The sequence below is a fragment of the Calditrichota bacterium genome (assembly GCA_013112635.1).
Taxonomy (GTDB): domain Bacteria; phylum Calditrichota; class Calditrichia; order Calditrichales; family J004; genus JABFGF01.
In genome coordinates this window covers 1-15,670 of sequence record JABFGF010000017.1, presented here as the reverse complement: position 1 = coordinate 15,670, position 15,670 = coordinate 1, and the positions used below count along the sequence as shown (strand labels likewise).

At 37.3% G+C, this 15,670-nt stretch carries 16 protein-coding genes and 4 tRNA genes; 7 read left to right on the top strand and 13 right to left on the bottom strand.

The features are described 5' to 3' along the window. Positions 1-2: 2 nt before the first annotated feature. The 12 genes from HND50_22015 to HND50_21960 all read right to left on the bottom strand — a co-directional run bounded on the left by HND50_22015 (position 3) and on the right by HND50_21960 (position 13,018). Positions 3-1,235 (bottom strand): FtsX-like permease family protein, encoded by a 1,233-nt coding sequence (locus HND50_22015; protein NOG47928.1) that lies wholly within the window; start codon positions 1,233-1,235, stop codon positions 3-5. Between the two features lie 137 nt (positions 1,236-1,372). Further along, positions 1,373-2,053, bottom strand: coding sequence for an ABC transporter ATP-binding protein (locus HND50_22010; protein NOG47927.1), 681 nt, complete (start codon positions 2,051-2,053; stop codon positions 1,373-1,375). Continuing rightward, a complete protein-coding gene (locus tag HND50_22005) occupies positions 2,046-3,254 on the bottom strand; it encodes an efflux RND transporter periplasmic adaptor subunit (GenBank protein ID NOG47926.1) in 1,209 nt (402 codons plus the stop codon). The genes HND50_22010 and HND50_22005 overlap by 8 nt, the downstream gene beginning before the upstream one ends. 18 nt (positions 3,255-3,272) lie before the next feature. After that, positions 3,273-4,634: a TolC family protein gene (locus HND50_22000; protein NOG47925.1), complete on the bottom strand. Its 1,362-nt coding sequence runs from the start codon at positions 4,632-4,634 to the stop codon at positions 3,273-3,275. Positions 4,635-4,733: 99 nt separating this feature from the next. Continuing rightward, positions 4,734-5,450: a hypothetical protein gene (locus HND50_21995; GenBank protein NOG47924.1), complete on the bottom strand. Its 717-nt coding sequence runs from the start codon at positions 5,448-5,450 to the stop codon at positions 4,734-4,736. Between the two features lie 144 nt (positions 5,451-5,594). Next, positions 5,595-6,989 carry an HD domain-containing protein gene (locus tag HND50_21990; protein NOG47923.1) on the bottom strand — a complete coding sequence of 465 codons (1,395 nt, stop codon included), beginning with the start codon at positions 6,987-6,989 and terminating at the stop codon, positions 5,595-5,597. A 220-nt stretch (positions 6,990-7,209) separates the two neighbouring features. Continuing rightward, positions 7,210-8,880 (bottom strand): S41 family peptidase, encoded by a 1,671-nt coding sequence (locus HND50_21985; protein NOG47922.1) that lies wholly within the window; start codon positions 8,878-8,880, stop codon positions 7,210-7,212. A 12-nt stretch (positions 8,881-8,892) separates the two neighbouring features. Next, positions 8,893-9,525: a dTMP kinase gene (locus HND50_21980; protein NOG47921.1), complete on the bottom strand. Its 633-nt coding sequence runs from the start codon at positions 9,523-9,525 to the stop codon at positions 8,893-8,895. A 28-nt stretch (positions 9,526-9,553) separates the two neighbouring features. Beyond that, entirely contained in the window at positions 9,554-9,907 is a 354-nt protein-coding gene (locus HND50_21975; GenBank protein ID NOG47920.1) for a four helix bundle protein, read from the bottom strand. A 14-nt stretch (positions 9,908-9,921) separates the two neighbouring features. Beyond that, entirely contained in the window at positions 9,922-10,602 is a 681-nt protein-coding gene (gene rsmI / locus HND50_21970; protein NOG47919.1) for a 16S rRNA (cytidine(1402)-2'-O)-methyltransferase, read from the bottom strand. Between the two features lie 30 nt (positions 10,603-10,632). Beyond that, on the bottom strand, positions 10,633-11,448 hold the full coding sequence (locus HND50_21965; protein ID NOG47918.1) for an NAD+ synthase: 816 nt from the start codon (positions 11,446-11,448) through the stop codon (positions 10,633-10,635). A 22-nt stretch (positions 11,449-11,470) separates the two neighbouring features. Beyond that, on the bottom strand, positions 11,471-13,018 hold the full coding sequence (locus HND50_21960) for an NAD(P)H-hydrate dehydratase (protein NOG47917.1): 1,548 nt from the start codon (positions 13,016-13,018) through the stop codon (positions 11,471-11,473). A 172-nt stretch (positions 13,019-13,190) separates the two neighbouring features. Here HND50_21960 and HND50_21955 point away from each other — a divergent pair, with 172 nt between their 5' ends. Beyond that, the gene (locus HND50_21955) at positions 13,191-13,787 is read left to right on the top strand and encodes a sigma-70 family RNA polymerase sigma factor (GenBank protein NOG47916.1); all 597 of its coding nucleotides are present in this window, start codon (positions 13,191-13,193) and stop codon (positions 13,785-13,787) included. A gap of 12 nt (positions 13,788-13,799) precedes the next feature. Here HND50_21955 and HND50_21950 read toward each other — a convergent pair whose 3' ends face one another. Further along, entirely contained in the window at positions 13,800-14,093 is a 294-nt protein-coding gene (locus tag HND50_21950; protein ID NOG47915.1) for a hypothetical protein, read from the bottom strand. An 82-nt stretch (positions 14,094-14,175) separates the two neighbouring features. Between HND50_21950 and rdgB the strand changes: the two genes are divergently transcribed. From rdgB to HND50_21920, 6 genes are all read left to right on the top strand, one after another. Further along, complete coding sequence (gene rdgB, locus HND50_21945) at positions 14,176-14,772, top strand: RdgB/HAM1 family non-canonical purine NTP pyrophosphatase (protein ID NOG47914.1); 597 nt, start codon at positions 14,176-14,178, stop codon at positions 14,770-14,772. A gap of 69 nt (positions 14,773-14,841) precedes the next feature. Beyond that, a tRNA-Pro gene (locus HND50_21940) sits at positions 14,842-14,916 on the top strand. Positions 14,917-14,936: 20 nt separating this feature from the next. Next, positions 14,937-15,010, top strand: a tRNA-Arg gene (locus tag HND50_21935). A gap of 17 nt (positions 15,011-15,027) precedes the next feature. Further along, positions 15,028-15,101: transfer RNA gene (locus HND50_21930), tRNA-His, on the top strand. 21 nt (positions 15,102-15,122) lie between these two features. Further along, positions 15,123-15,195 (top strand) — tRNA-Glu (locus HND50_21925). A gap of 45 nt (positions 15,196-15,240) precedes the next feature. Beyond that, a complete protein-coding gene (locus tag HND50_21920) occupies positions 15,241-15,381 on the top strand; it encodes a GIY-YIG nuclease family protein (protein ID NOG47913.1) in 141 nt (46 codons plus the stop codon). Positions 15,382-15,670 lie beyond the last annotated feature (289 nt).

Below are 15,670 nucleotides of genomic sequence, written 5' to 3'. Positions count from 1 at the left end.
ATTTATTCATATCTCAACGAGTCAATCGGGTTCATATTGGCCGCTTTGTATGCCGGATAAAATCCTGAAATAATCCCAACTAATGTTGAAAAAATAAATCCGACTGCGATCGAACTGAATGCAACACCGCCCTCTGCTGACATCACGCTTAAAATGAGTGAACCAAAAAAAATACCGGCACCAATCCCAATAAAACCACCAATGGAAGAAATGGCGACAGATTCTAATAAAAACTGGCTTAGGACATTTTTTCGTTTAGCACCCACTGCTTTTCTTAGTCCTATTTCTCTTGTACGCTCGGTTACACTAACCAGCATAATATTTGTAATTCCTATTCCGCCAACCAGCAGGGAGATTGCACCGATTACGATAATTATCGCATATAAAGTTTTAGTCGCATTTTCATAAAGTCCCGTAAGCTGGGTCTGTTCGTTTATAGAAAAATTATCTTTTTCACCCGGTTTTACTTTTCTTACTTTACGTAAAATACCGCGCAGCTCTTCCTTCATGTCTTCCATATTATCCGCGTTTTCGGTTAAAACTGCAATTTGTAAACCACGGTGCTGGCCAAATGCATTCCTAAATGTACCGATTGGAACAACAGCGAAATTGTCATTGCTTTGCCCAAAAAACTCTCCCTGTTTTTCGAGAACACCAACTACCCTGTATTTTAACCCGTCAATTTTAATACGATTACCGACCGGATATTTAGAATCAAATAATCTTTTGGCAAGCTCAGCTCCTAAAACACACACTGGCACCTTATTACGTACATCAACTTCAGTTAAAAACCGGCCTTCACCGGGTTCAACACTTGATGTTTCTATGAAATTATTTGTTGTGCCTAAAACGGCAATGTTTTCGAATTTTGTTTCTCTAAAGCCGATGGTCTTCATTGAGACAAGTTGTGGAGTTACATAATCTGCAACTGTGCTATATTTTTCTATAGCCTCATATTCTTTCCAGGTAATATTTTTGCGATTTCGGTATGTCCAAAACTCTTCAGTAGGAACCCATGGAAACTTTTCAACATAAACCACCGAAGAGCCGATTGCGGATAAAGAACTATTAATATAATTATTTAAACCCTGGATGGTTGTCCAGATTGTAATAATTGTAGTGACGCCAATAAAAATCCCAAGCGTTGTAAGAAACGAGCGCATTTTGTGGCTGATAATCGCAACACTCGCCATCCTGAGATATTCTGCTATCAGGGCAAAACTGTTTTTAATCATGATTTATCTACTGAAATATTGAATATTGTAAGAATATAAACATAAAGCCTGGCTGAATATATGAAAAAGATTTTGAAAGCACACAAAATATAATTATGTGCTGTTTTATTCTTTTTCAATCTTACAATTTTCTGTCATTAGTGCTTTACTGCCTCATCGGCAACAATTCCACCATCCAGCAAACGAATAATTCTATGACTATGCTGAGCAATATCTTCTTCATGCGTTACGAGGATAATTGTATGCCCTGCATTATGCAAATCATCAAAAAGCTGCATTATTTCTTTACCGGTTTTAGAATCCAGGTTTCCTGTTGGCTCATCTGCCAATAAAATTGATGGATTATTAACCAATGCGCGCGCTACGGCAACACGTTGTCTCTGTCCACCGGAAAGTTCATTAGGCTTGTGATGCATGCGGTCACCCAAACCAACTTTTTCCAATGTTTGCTTGGCAATTTCTTTTCGCTCGTTTCGAGATGTTCCATTGTAAATCAACGGTAGTTCCACGTTGTGTAAGGCTGTTGCCCTGGGAAGCAAGTTAAATGTCTGGAATACAAAACCGATTTCTTTGTTGCGGATAGCAGCCAACTCGTCATCAACCAGTTCATTTACTTTTTTGCTATTTAAAACATATTCGCCTTTACTTGGCACATCCAGGCAACCAATAATATTCATCAAAGTTGATTTGCCCGAACCTGAAGGGCCCATAATTGAAACATACTCATTTTTCCCGATCTGAACGTTTACACCATTTAGAGCAAATACTTCTGCCTCTCCAAGATCGTAAACCTTATACAGGCTTTTCATATCAATCAGCATCTTTTTTACCTTTCTCTTTAATTTTAATCTTGTCACCATTTTTAAGTGTTTTATTAATGGCTTTAAAAGGCCCTGTGATAACTTGTTCACCTTCATTTATTCCACTTAAAATGGCATAATGTGAATCATCACTAATACCAAGTTTAACCTGCTTTGCTACGGCTTCGTTTTCTTCTGCAACAAAAACTACTTCTACCATAGACTTATCATCTTTATCGGCATTACTCTCTTCTTCATCATCCGCTTTGTCTTCAACATTTTTCTTTTTATTAAGCCGGCTCTTTTCACGCACTGTCACAGATTGGATCGGAACCCGCAAAATATTTTCCTCTTTTTCCGTATAAACATCAACCGTTGTACTCATTCCCGGACGAAAGCGCGCATCAGCATTTTGGATGGTAATTGTCACTTCAAAGTTGGTAATTTGCTCTTGTGTACCCAATCCTTTGGTGATTGCCGAGTTGGCAATTTCAGTTACAATGCCTTTAAACGTTGTATCCGGGAAAGCATCAAGTTCAACAACCGCAGTATCATTTAACGAAATTCCGATTACTTCATTTTCATCAATTTCAATTACCGATTCCATCACTGAAAGATCTGAAACTATCAGAATTACATCCTCAGAAAATGTTGCACCAATCGCGATTTCACCTTGCTCTTTATTTAGTTTTGTTACAACGCCGTCCATTGTCGCATACAGGCGGGTCTTTCTTAATTGATCGGTTGCTTCTTCTTTCGAAGCTTCCATCTGCTCACGATTTCCCCGCTGGGCATCATAGCCTGCAACAGCTGCTTCATACTCCGCATCCGATACTAAACCCTGGTCATACAATTTTTTTGATCGCTCCAAATCACTGGCAGCCTTTTTCTCATTCGCTATAGCCGACAGCATAGCCGAATTAGCCCTTTTTAAAGATGCTTCGTATTGATCACGCTCCAGTTCTACAAGCAACTGTCCTTTTTCTACAACGTCGCCTTCTTCAGCTGTTAAGTTGATTATTTTACCGGAAACATTCGCGCTTATTTTAACTTCAACTGCTGGTTTAACCTGACCTGAACCAGTTACTTTTTTAATTACAGTACCCATCTCAACCTTTTCTGTTGAGACTTCCATACCTTTTTCTTCTTTCATCAGACTAACAACAAACAGTGCGCTGACAATCACCACTACCCCAATGATGATAAGAGTCTTTTTCATTTATTTGTCCCCAAGTTTTTAGTTTTCCAACTTCTTTTCTGTAATCCCAAGCTCGTTATCAAGTTGTGCCAAGGTGATTAAAGCATTATAACGTGCGGCTATCAAAGTTTCTTCCGCACGGGTAAGTTTAACCTGAGCTTCGCGAACTTCCAGTGAAGTTCCAGCTCCAATTGAATAGCGCTCTTCCGCTAAACGAAGCTCCTCTTTCGCTGCTTCAAGATTTTCTTCATTAATTTCAATTATTTCAACATATGACTGATAGTTTTGATAATAGGCATTAATGATAGATTTTAATGACCGTAAATAAGCAGCCTGAACTTCCTGCATATTCCTTTTATTAATTTTTGTTTTTTGAACATTTACATAATCCCCAAAACCATTAAACAGGTTCCAATTCAAAGAAGCACCTATTGCCCAAACATACTCCAGATTTAGTTTTTTGTAAATTTTTTCAAGCTCTGAATTACGCCTATTATATTGAAAATAAGCAGAAAGACTTGGATAATATCCTGATTTTGCGATAGCCACATCATAATCAAAAGATTTTACATCAGCCTCATATCGTTTAATCAAAGGTTGGTTTTTTAAAGCATCACTTGTTAGATCATTTATTGGCGACAATTTTGTCGGCACATCGTTCACGCTTTCAATTTCAAGAGCCTGATCAGGTTGGTTACCTAAGGCAAGATTTAGATTTCGCCTGGCATCTTCCATAACATTTTTTTGGCTTAATAAACTAATCCGATCATTTCCAAGGTTGACCTTAGCCTGAAAAACATCAAGTTTAGCTTTTGAACCAAGTTCAAACATTTTTTCTGTACGTTTTAGTTGGTCTTCACTACGCTGTACTGCAATTTTATTAACTTCAAATAATTTAATTTGCTTTAGCAGATCGTAATAACTTGACTGTACCGTTAATATGACAGCGTTCCGCTCAGCTGCTAAATCAAAATCTGCGGATTCTTTATCAACATTCGCTTTTGCAATCTGATTCCACCATCTTCCACCATCAATGATATTCTGATTTACAGATAGCGTAAGTGAATTATCTTTCGAATACTGCTTGTCGGTTTTAATTCTTGCGGTACCGTATATTGGTTGGCCATTCTGATCTACACCAATAACTACATCATTAACGGTTCTTTCTGAGCTACCAATTGTTGTTTCGCCTTTACGAAAACTTAAATCAATACTTGGCATTATGCTAGAATAACTGGCTGTTACATCTTGCTCAGCAAATTGATTAGTGAATTCTTTCTGCTTTAAGGCACTGTTATGTTCCAAAGCGATATTGATACAATCCTCCAGACTTAATTTTCCCTGGGCAAATACACTTCCCGCAAACATTAAAAACGCGATGAGGCTTATCATCAATTTCATATCTGTCTCTCCTTACTGAATAGTTGTAAATCCCGTAATGGGAACTCTTGTGTCGATCCATTATTGGCAAAATATCAATACGGCATATTAATAAATCTGTTACATAAACAATTGCATAATGCCAATCAAAACAAATGAATAAATTAGATATAAGCTAATAATTGTAGCATAGCTTTTTGTTGCACTAACTTTATAAATCACTATAAATGCTGTTGAGTAAACAAAGACCTTCCAGATGGAAAAAACATCCACTAAATTGAGCAGCTGGAACAAAAAAGTTTTTGACTCAGATAAATCCATGACCAGGGCCAAACTGGTATAAATCTCTAATGTACCCTTGCTAAGCATCATGGGCAGCTTGACAATTCCTTCCGCCAATCCAATCATCCCAGCCCAAACCGAAGCAGAAAAAAGAACATTAAAAGAAGCTGAACCTCCATAAATAAAATTTCCAAAAACCATTAATACCAGTGCAATTATCAAAGGTGCAAGAAATGTTCCGGCTACAGCAGATATACCTGGCTGAATTTGGGTTGAAAATGTCGTCTGTGTTTCTATCCCTTCCAGCGCTTTGTCTTTCATCTCTTCATTAAGCTTTGTGGATTCCATAATTAATTGACGCGACGCTTCTGTTTGCAGTTGCAATGTTGTGTAATTAAAAAGGAAACCATAGATCAATGTTAAAACTATTGGGATCAACCAGTTAGGATGAACTTTTATATTTTCAAATGCTTGTTGTGGATCTGTAAATATTTTTGATAGTAACGAAACCGGACTCAATTTATTAACGGATTGTCCGTTCACTTGCTCACTCATTCGTGACCTCCCTAAAAGTGACATTATTGACGTGAAGTAATTTTAAAAGTTGCAGGATTGATTTTTTTTGATGATAATTTATAAAGGTTTGGGCTTAAAAACTATAAGGATAAAAGACAAAAATTGTATAAGATAATTATCGGATTAGAAGTCATCTTTGTCATTAAATCGGTCTTTATTTTCTAAGATCAGAGCGATACATGCATCATGATCATTTTCTACTTGCCCTTCAAGAATAGCTTCTTCCAGAAATTTTTTAACCTTGCCAATTAAGCGGCCGGGCTTGCAATTAAAAATTTGCATAATCTCTTGCCCATTTACAGGCGGTTGGAAATTACGGATTTTATCACGTTCTTCCACTTCAATTAGTTTTTTTAACAGGTGTTCATAATTATTCAGATATCGTTTAACCCGCTTAGGGTTTTTTGAAGTAATGTCTGCGCGGCATAAAATCATCAGGTCTTCAAATTCATTTCCAGCCAAAAAGAGAAGACGCCGCATAGCCGAATCGGTTACTTCATCACTAATCAAAGCCTGTGGACGCAAATGAAGCCGTACAAGCTTTTTTACATACTCAATTGTTTCATTGGAATATTTAAGACGCTTTAATATCGCCCTGGCCATCCTTTCTCCAACTACTTCGTGGCCATGGAAGGTCCAACCTGTTCCTTCTACAAATCTTTTTGTACGGGGTTTGGCTAAATCATGGAATAGGCCGGCAAGGCGCAATTCAAGCTTGTTTGATGTTTTTGCAAGGTTATCAATTACTTCTAGTGTGTGGTAAAAAACATCTTTGTGATGGAATTCTTTTTTCTGATCAACGCCTTTCATAATAACTGCTTCAGGCAAAAACTGCTGCATAAGGCCGCTTCTGTCCAATAGGTCAAGTCCAATTGATGGCTTTTCTGTCATCAGGATTTTATTAAACTCATCCTGAATTCGTTCTGCAGAAATTATTGATAGCCGCTCTGAATTTTTAGAAATGGCAGAAAATGTTTCTTGCTCAATTTGAAACTTAAAACGGGTTGCAAAGCGAATGGCACGCATCATCCGAAGCGGGTCATCGCTAAAGGTTTGGTCAGGCTCCAATGGCGTTCGGATAATTCCTTTTTCAAGGTCATCCCGGCCATTATAAACATCAACAATTTCACCAAATTTTTCATCTGAAATATTCATTGCCAGTGTATTTATTGTAAAATCCCGGCGGCTCAGATCTGTAAATAAATCAGCTTGTTTTGTAACCGGTTTTCGCGATTCAAAATCATAGGATTCTTCCCGGGCATTTACAAACTCCAGATTGTAACCTTTGTAGTTTGCCATAAAAGTCCCAAAACGTGGATACTGGACGAGTGTCTTGATTTTCAACTCATCTTTCAAAATTCCGGCAAACTTCATTGCATCTCCAACAACTACAAAATCAATATCTTTTCCAGGTTTGCCAAGAATTTGGTCTCGCACATACCCGCCAACCACATAAACCGGGAAACCACAGGATTTGGCAATATTATAAATTTTTTTGAACAGTTCTTTTTCTTTCATTTTGGAATTTTATTCTGTTTGTTTTTCCACGAATGTCATTCCCGATGGTTCTTATCGGGAATCTGAAATCTAATTTAAGCTACGCCTTCTTAAAACAATTCAGGTTCCTGCTTAAAAATTGCAGGAATGACAGGTTACTTCATGTTTAAAAAAAGAAAATCCTCCACAGAAATGTGGAGGACTTGTTTTGAAGTTAATTTAGGCTGGATCTACCAATTTTTCAATTGACAGCAAGAATTTTATTATACTCAGATTGATTTTTTAAAACTTCAACAGCATTGTTAACCTGAGCATCGTCATCAACAGAGTATTTATAACTGCCTCTTCGGCCAAAATATTTTTCAGCCAGTTCCATTTTTAAGAATTTCTTTATTTGACGGTCGCATGTACTTAAATAAATTTCTTTTTCAGAAATAAGTTTTTGCTCAAGTTGGTCAATCAGTGCAAGCATTTCTTTATTATCCGGTTTATTACCAACTATTTTTTTCAAACGCTTAATTTCATTGCTGCCTTCTACACTGTAATCAAAATTATTATTCTTAAGATAGCTTTTAAAATCACTTAAAATCTGATCATTAACTTTAAAATCACCACTCCATTCAGGATTATCCTGGTTGTATTTAACAGCAAAGTTAAAAAGCATGTTCTTACGGATAAGTTCAATCACAACGTAATCCAGAGAATCGCTTTTTACAAAAACATCCGGTTGAATACCTCCATGGTCAAACACTTCCCGTTTGTTTTGGGTAAAAAATAAATCATGAACCATGCTTTCATCACTGGCTGCATCAACTACAACATCGTTTTCAAAACCATAATCTTTTTTCTGTATAGATCGTCCACTTGGAATATAATATTTGGCCGTGGTGATTTTAACTTTTGTATCGCTGTTTTTATCAACATTGTATACTTTTTGAACAAGCCCTTTTCCAAAAGTTTTTTCACCAACAATCACTGCCCGGTCCATGTCTTGTAGAGCGCCTGCAACAATTTCCGATGCACTGGCACTGCCTTCATCTACTAAAACAGCCAAAGGCACATCGGGCAATAAAGGTGAATTGCGGGTTTTAAAAACAACTTCATTTTCCCTGAACCCTTTTGTATAAACAACAGTCTCGCCTTTTGGGATAAAAATATTAACAATGTCTACGGCTGCATCTAACAAACCGCCCGGGTTGCCTCTTAAGTCCAAAACAACTTTCTCAATTTCCTGCTGTTCCCTTAATTGGCGAATAGCTCTTTTTACTTCCCGGGCTGCCTTATCTGTAAATCCATTCAAGCTGATATAGGCCACTCCCGGCTCAATAAATCCTGCATAACCAACATCTTCTATTATTATTTCAGATCGGGTCAGGGTTAATTCTATATCTTGTACATAACCCTGGCGCTGAATTGATAAATCGATAGTTGTTCCGATTTCCCCGCGAAGAAGGCTTGAAACTTTATTAATATTCTGGCCCTCAACATCCTGACCATCAATTTTTGTAATTATGTCGCCCGCACGCACACCTGCACGGATTGCCGGAGAATTGTCCATTGGGGAAATAACCGTGATTCTTTTATTCTTCATCCCGATTTCCATACCAAGTCCACCGTACTTGCCTGTTGTAATCATCCTTAACCGGCGTTCACCATCTTCTTCAATAAACACAGTATAAGGATCCAGCTGTTGCAACATTCCGTCAATTCCGGCCTTTACCAGCGGATACGGATCAATTTCTTCAACATAATGCATGTTCACTTTTTCAAAAACATTTTGCATATGCTGCCAGCTCTTTTTGAGCTTGTAATAGTAATCCTGTTCATTCGATACTACCGGGTCTGGTTGCCAGGCGCTGGCTGAGAGAAAGAAAAATGAGAGGAAAAGAAAAATTAAATTCCTTTTTTTCATAAAAATCTCCGGTTATAGTGTGTTTATTCTTTCTTTTATTTGTCGGTGAATTTCATCTTTAACTTGAGTCGCATCTAAAACAGAAAATCGATCAGGGTCATTTTTTGCTATATTTTCATAACCTTCGTACACTTTATTATAAAACTCTAATCCCGCTGATTCTAATCTGTCTGCCTCCTGGCCGCTGTCAATTCTCCTTTGAAATGCATCCTGCGGACTAATCTTCAGGTAAAAGGTAATTCCGGGTAGAATTCCGAAGGTTGCAAATTGATTAACGTGATCGATGGTCTCTTGTTCCAATTCACGTCCATATCCCTGGTAGGCACTTGTTGAATCCACAAAGCGGTCGGCAATAACAAAGCTGCCTTTTTTTAGTAATGGAATGATTTTTTCTTCTGTTAATTGTACACGTGCTGCACTAAATAAAAGCATTTCTGCACGTGCATTCATTTTAATATGTTCCTTGTCCAAAAGTATTGCCCGGATGCGTTCCGAAATATCCGTTCCTCCCGGCTCGCGTAAAATAAAAACCGACTGGCCCTCTTTCTCAAGATAGGATTTAAGCAGTTTTATTTGTGTACTTTTTCCTGAAAAGTCAATCCCTTCAAAAGAGATGAAGCGTTTGTTTATATCTTTAGAAATCATTTCTGCCTTAATAATTAAAAATTTAGAATTATGAATTACGAATTGTTTTTTGTATTGATCCTGTGATTTTTAATATCTCATCTAAGTCGTTCAACAAACTTACTTTTTGTTTTTCTTGTATATAACCTGTGTCTGCCAAAAGCCTAATCCAATAATGACATTCCCTTGCTTCTTTATAGGCAATAGACAACTTAGATAGAAAATCCTTTTTACTCTGTCCCCCAATTGCTTCTTCAATATTTGCCCCAATTGATGTTCCACATCTAAGAATTTGCTTTGATAAAACAAATTCTTTTTTTTCAGTAGTCAAAAATTGATAAAATTTAATAATACGCACCGCGAAAGAATAACTCTTATCACGAATTACATTATCTTCTTTCATTGATTATCTCGTAATTAATAATTTTTAATTCGTAATGGTTTTTTAGTATTTCCTTCAACCACAAGCACTAACTCACCTTTTACTTTTTTGTCTTTTACCGACTCGATCAATTCTGCAAATGTGCCAGAAATAAATTCTTCAAATTTCTTGCTTATTTCACGTGCAAGGACGCATTTTCTATCTCCAAAAGCTTCGGCCAATTGATCTAATGTTTTGTGAATGCGATGTGGGGATTCATAAAAAACCATTGTGCGGGTTTCATCAATCAAAGATTCAATACGTGTTTTACGACCTTTTTTGTGTGGCAAAAACCCTTCAAAAACAAAGCGTTGGGTCGGCAGACCAGAAGAAATTAAAGCTGAAATAAATGCCGAAGCACCTGGTATTGGAATAACCCGGATTCCATTTTCCACACAAGCACAAACCAAGTTATATCCGGGATCCGAAATACCCGGTGTGCCTGCATCTGAAATTAGCGCAATCGATTCACCGGCTTTTAGTTTTTCGATTAGCCTTGGGGTTTGCGTTGGGATATTGTGGCTGTGATAACTTTTTAAGGGCGTCTTAATAAGATAATGGTTCATCAAAACGGAAGATGTGCGTGTGTCTTCAGCAGCAATTAAATCCACAGATTTTAAAATATGAACAGCGCGGTAAGAAATATCGGAAAGATTTCCGATTGGTGTTGCGACCAAGTATAAAGCATTTTCAATATTCTCCAAACGCTAAGCCCCCCAATCACGGCAATAACGAAAATCCTGATTTATTGTACGGTTAGAAAGCTTGGCAATAACCGGTGGCCTTCGTTTAAATTGGCTGCGCTGAATTCTCATTTTAATATCATTAATTGTTTCCTGATTGTAACCATGTTCCAAAATAAATTCTTCCGGATAACGTTCATCCACCAGATAATATAATAGTTGGTCGATATGATTGTAGGAATAACCCAACTCCTCTTCATCAGTTTGGCCTTCCCATAAATCTGCAGATGGCGCTTTTTCGATTATTTCTTTTGGTACATCAAGATATCTTGCCAAGTCCCAAATTTGCGATTTATACAAATCACCAATTGGATTAATAGCACTGGCCAAATCTCCAAAAATTGTTCCATATCCCAAAAGCAATTCTGTTTTATTGCTTGTGCCCAAAACCAATGCACCGGATTTGGATGAATAATCGTACAAATGACACATTCTCTCGCGTGCCATTTTATTGCCACGGCGCAAACTATCTGCATCTTCCATAGTTTTAAAAAACGCATCAACAGGTTCAGAAATATCAACAACATCAAATGAAATGTTGATTGCTTTGGCCTGCAATTCAGCATGCTCCTGGCTTTGCGGATTGCTTAATCGATACGGCATAATCAATGCATGCACATTTTCGCAACCCAGGGCGCGTTGTGCCAAACAAGCCACTACAGCCGAGTCCACACCTCCGGAAAGACCAAAAGTTGCTTTGGTTACACCAATTTTTATAAGCTCCTCGCGGATAAATAATTCGAGAACCTTACTTATCCATTCGGGATTTATTTTTAGCATTGTTTTGAATCCTTGTTTCTTTTTATTGATTATACAGTTCTTTGAAAACAAACTTAATTTCATCCATCAAATTATCCATTGAAAACGATCGCATTCCCCACTTTTCAGCGGCATTATCTGCAGCTTTGCCATGGATAAAATTTGACGCGACTGAAGCTTCCATTAAATCCATTCCACCAGCTAAAAAACCTGCGATCATTCCGGCGAGTAGATCACCACTGCCGCCTTTTGCTAATCCCGGATTACCTGTAGAGTTAATAAAAATTCCGTCCTGCTTTTCACCAACCATTGATGGAGCACCCTTAAGGTTTGTAACTGCTTTACATTGTTTATTAAAATCCTGTAAAGCTTTCCATGGTTGAGATTTCAGTGATTTCTTTGCTTTGGGAAATAGTCGAATGAATTCACCATGGTGCGGTGTAAGAACAACATTGTTATCCAACAATTGTATTAAATCTGGCTTCTTTGCAAGAAAATAAAGCGCATCAGCATCTATTATTATTTTCTTTTTCTGTTTTAGTGCATGGTGGATTGCCTGATCAACAAGTTCAAAAGTATTATCATCCCGCCCTATTCCCGGCCCGATTAAAACTGAGTGACACCACTCAATTTTTTCCTTTACCTGGCCTAAAGCTTGCATCCCAAGTACACCTGGTTTTATCTCTCCTAAAGAGTCGCTCACTTGCTCTGTCAGTTTATTTTCCATAACAGGATTTAAAGATTCTGCTACACCGCAGGCAACTAACCCGGCCCCGGAAAGCGATGCACCTTTTGCGGCTAATACCACTGCCCCTGTCATCCCAGTTGAGCCGCCCAAAATAAAAACCCGTCCGGCGCTGTGTTTATGTAAATTCGCCTCAGGCAATTCAAACAGTAGATCGGTTTCATCAATAAGCTGGATGTTTATTTTAGGATCTTGTTCTATTTCAAGGGGAAAACCAATATCAATGACTTCCAGATCACCAACAAAAAAACTGGCCGGGTGGAAATAATGGCTAAGTTTTGGCAAACCCATCGTCAGAGTTATATCTGCTTCAACTACCGGGCCACGTACTTCAGCAAAATCGCCACTTAATCCTGATGGTATATCAATTGAAAAAACAAAGCCATTTTGTTCATTGATCCATTCAATCAGTTCACTATAAAGATTTTTTACAGATCCGGAAATACCTGTACCCAGTAAAGCATCTACAATAATAAATTCTTCAACCTGTGGACTAATTTGTGAAGCAGAATCTATTTCAATAATCTCAATATCACTATTAAGATTAATTTGTATATTGGTCAGTGCATCTCCGCTTATAGAATCCTTTTTAGCGGCAAGATAAACTACTACATCAATGTCATTCTTTGCCAGGTAACGTGCAATTACAAATCCATCACCTCCATTATTACCCTTGCCGGCAATAATCACAACAGAATAAATTTGTTCAGAATCGCACTTTTCCAAAATTGCTTCAGCAGAATTCCTTCCGGCATTTTCCATTAAAACAATTCCGGGGATTCCAAATTCAGTTATTGCCCGCTGATCCATTTCACGCATTTCGGAAGTTGAAACAACATTTAACATATCAGTAATTTTATCCTTATTTTGTAAACAATTGTTATGTCTGTCTGAAAAGGAAATAAATATCTGAACTTAAAATAATTCTACCTTGACATTATAAGGGGCAAATATTTACTTTTAGGTCTGCTTTTAGGATAAAACTTAACTAATTTCAGGTGTAACAGGCAACAAACAAATTTCTTTACCCTTTAAAGGCAATGAATTGAAAAAAGACGATGTTGAACTGGTTCGTAAAGCAAAATCTGGCGATAGCAAAGCATACGATAAATTAATACTTCTGTATAAAGATGTGGTTTACAGCATTGTTTATAGAATGGTGCGTAATAAACAGGAAGCAGAAGACCTTACCCAGGAAGCCTTCATAAAAGCCTACAAGTCAATAAATTCCTTTAATGAAGAATATGCATTTTCTACTTGGCTATTTAAAATTGCCACCAATAACTGCATCGATTTTTTTAGAAAAAGAAAACTAAAAACTTACTCGATGGACGAATCCATAAAATACAAAGACGATGAAATAAAACAGGAATATGCTGACCCTGAACCGGATGTAGAGTTTGATTTAGTTGCCGAGGAAAGAAAAAGTATTATCCGCACCGCAATTGACCAACTGCCCGAAAAATATCGCATCGTGATTGAAATGAGACATCAGAAAGAATATAGCTACGAACAAATATCTGAAGATCTGGACCTGCCATTAGGGACTGTTAAAGCAAGAATTTTCAGAGCCAGGGAGATGTTGAATAAATCATTGCGTGGGAAATTATTTTAGTTTTAAAAATAATCAGTCGTTTCCAGCCAGAAGAAAATCTCCAACATAACCAGATTGAAAAGAGGTATCTGACGACACAAGCGCGGGTAGTGGATGGGGCGCTTTTTTCCTGAGTTTCAAAGGTGTGTCTTCTAATTTTATAGTCACAACATCTGTTTGCATCTCAAGAATTTCAACTTTTTGGGAAAGTATCAATTGATTATTTCCAATTTTATTCAATTGATCACTTAAGCGGTAATCAATATAGAGAGCTTGTATAAATACAATTACAATAAAAAAAAGAAATCCTGTTAATATCTTTTTCATTTTTACTCTGTTAATTGGAATATTAATAGAATCGGTACAAAAATTTAAAATTAAGTTTTATTAATAAATTTTATGCAAAATGATCAAAATAATCTTTGCGACAACAAATGACGGAAAAGCAAAAGAAGTAGCTCACCTTATACAACTCCCATACATTGAACTTACTTCTTTAAACAGCATCAAAGAGGTGTATATTCCGAAAGTAGAGGAAACCGGACAAACATTTTTAGATAATGCTTTAATAAAAGCCAGGGCATATTTTGACACTTTTAAACAAGCTGTTATCGCCGATGATTCCGGCTTAATAGTACCAGCATTAAATAATGAACCCGGTGTTCACTCAGCACGATATGCAGGGGAAAATGCTACATATTTAGAAAATAATTCTCTCCTGATTAAAAATATCACTTCAATTCCGGACAAACAAAGACAAGCATTTTTTAAAAGTGTAATTGTTTATAAAGATCAATTTCAAGAAAAAGTATTTGAAGGAATTTGTAATGGCAGGATTATTGAAAAACCTGTAGGTACAAATGGATTTGGATATGATCCACTTTTTTATATTGATGAATTGCAAAAGACATTTGCACAGCTAAATACCGAAGAAAAGAATAAAATTAGTCACAGAGGAAAAGCAATAAATGAGCTTAAAAAATTCCTAAAAAAACTTAATAATTAGCCATATTTTTATTGACATATAATTTTCATCTAGTTATATTTATCGACTCTATTTAAATAGAGAATCATTCGGGGTGTGGCGCAGCCTGGTTAGCGCACCTGCCTTGGGAGCAGGGGGTCGGAGGTTCGAATCCTCTCACCCCGACTGAAATATTTTAGGGCTTTGCGCCCTTAGCTCAGCTGGATAGAGCAACTGCCTTCTAAGCAGTAGGTCGAAGGTTCGAATCCTTCAGGGCGTACAAGAAAAAAATTTATGGTGAGTGTAGCTCAGTTGGTTAGAGCACCAGGTTGTGGTCCTGGGGGTCGTGGGTTCGAACCCCATCACTCACCCAAAAGATTTTTAAAAAGCAAGGTCCCATCGTCTAGAGGCCTAGGACACCGCCCTTTCACGGCGGCGACAGGGGTTCGAATCCCCTTGGGACTACAAAGCCTGGTAAATTTACCGGGCTTTTTTTGTTTTAGGAGTATTATGTTCTACGTTTACCTGATTGAGTCGGTTGAGTTTGGTACATATTATATTGGACAAACCAACAATATTGATGAAAGGGTTAATAATTATCACAATGCTGGAAGATGCAAATACACTAAAAATAGACACCATGGAAACTGATAGCCTATAAAACTTATACCACCCGCAGTGAAGCCATGAGGGAAGAAAGAAGGATCAAAAATCTAAAAAGCAGAAAAGAAACATTAAAATCTTTCGGGCTGACAGGGCATAGGACATCCCGATTGCATCGTGGACGACAAGGGTTCTCCCGATAAATCGGGATTGGGACTACAAAGCCTGGTAAATTTACCGGGCTTTTTTTGTTTTAGGAGTATTATGTTCTACGTTTACCTGATTGAGTCGGTTGAGTTTGGTACATATTATATTGGACAAACCAACAATATTGATG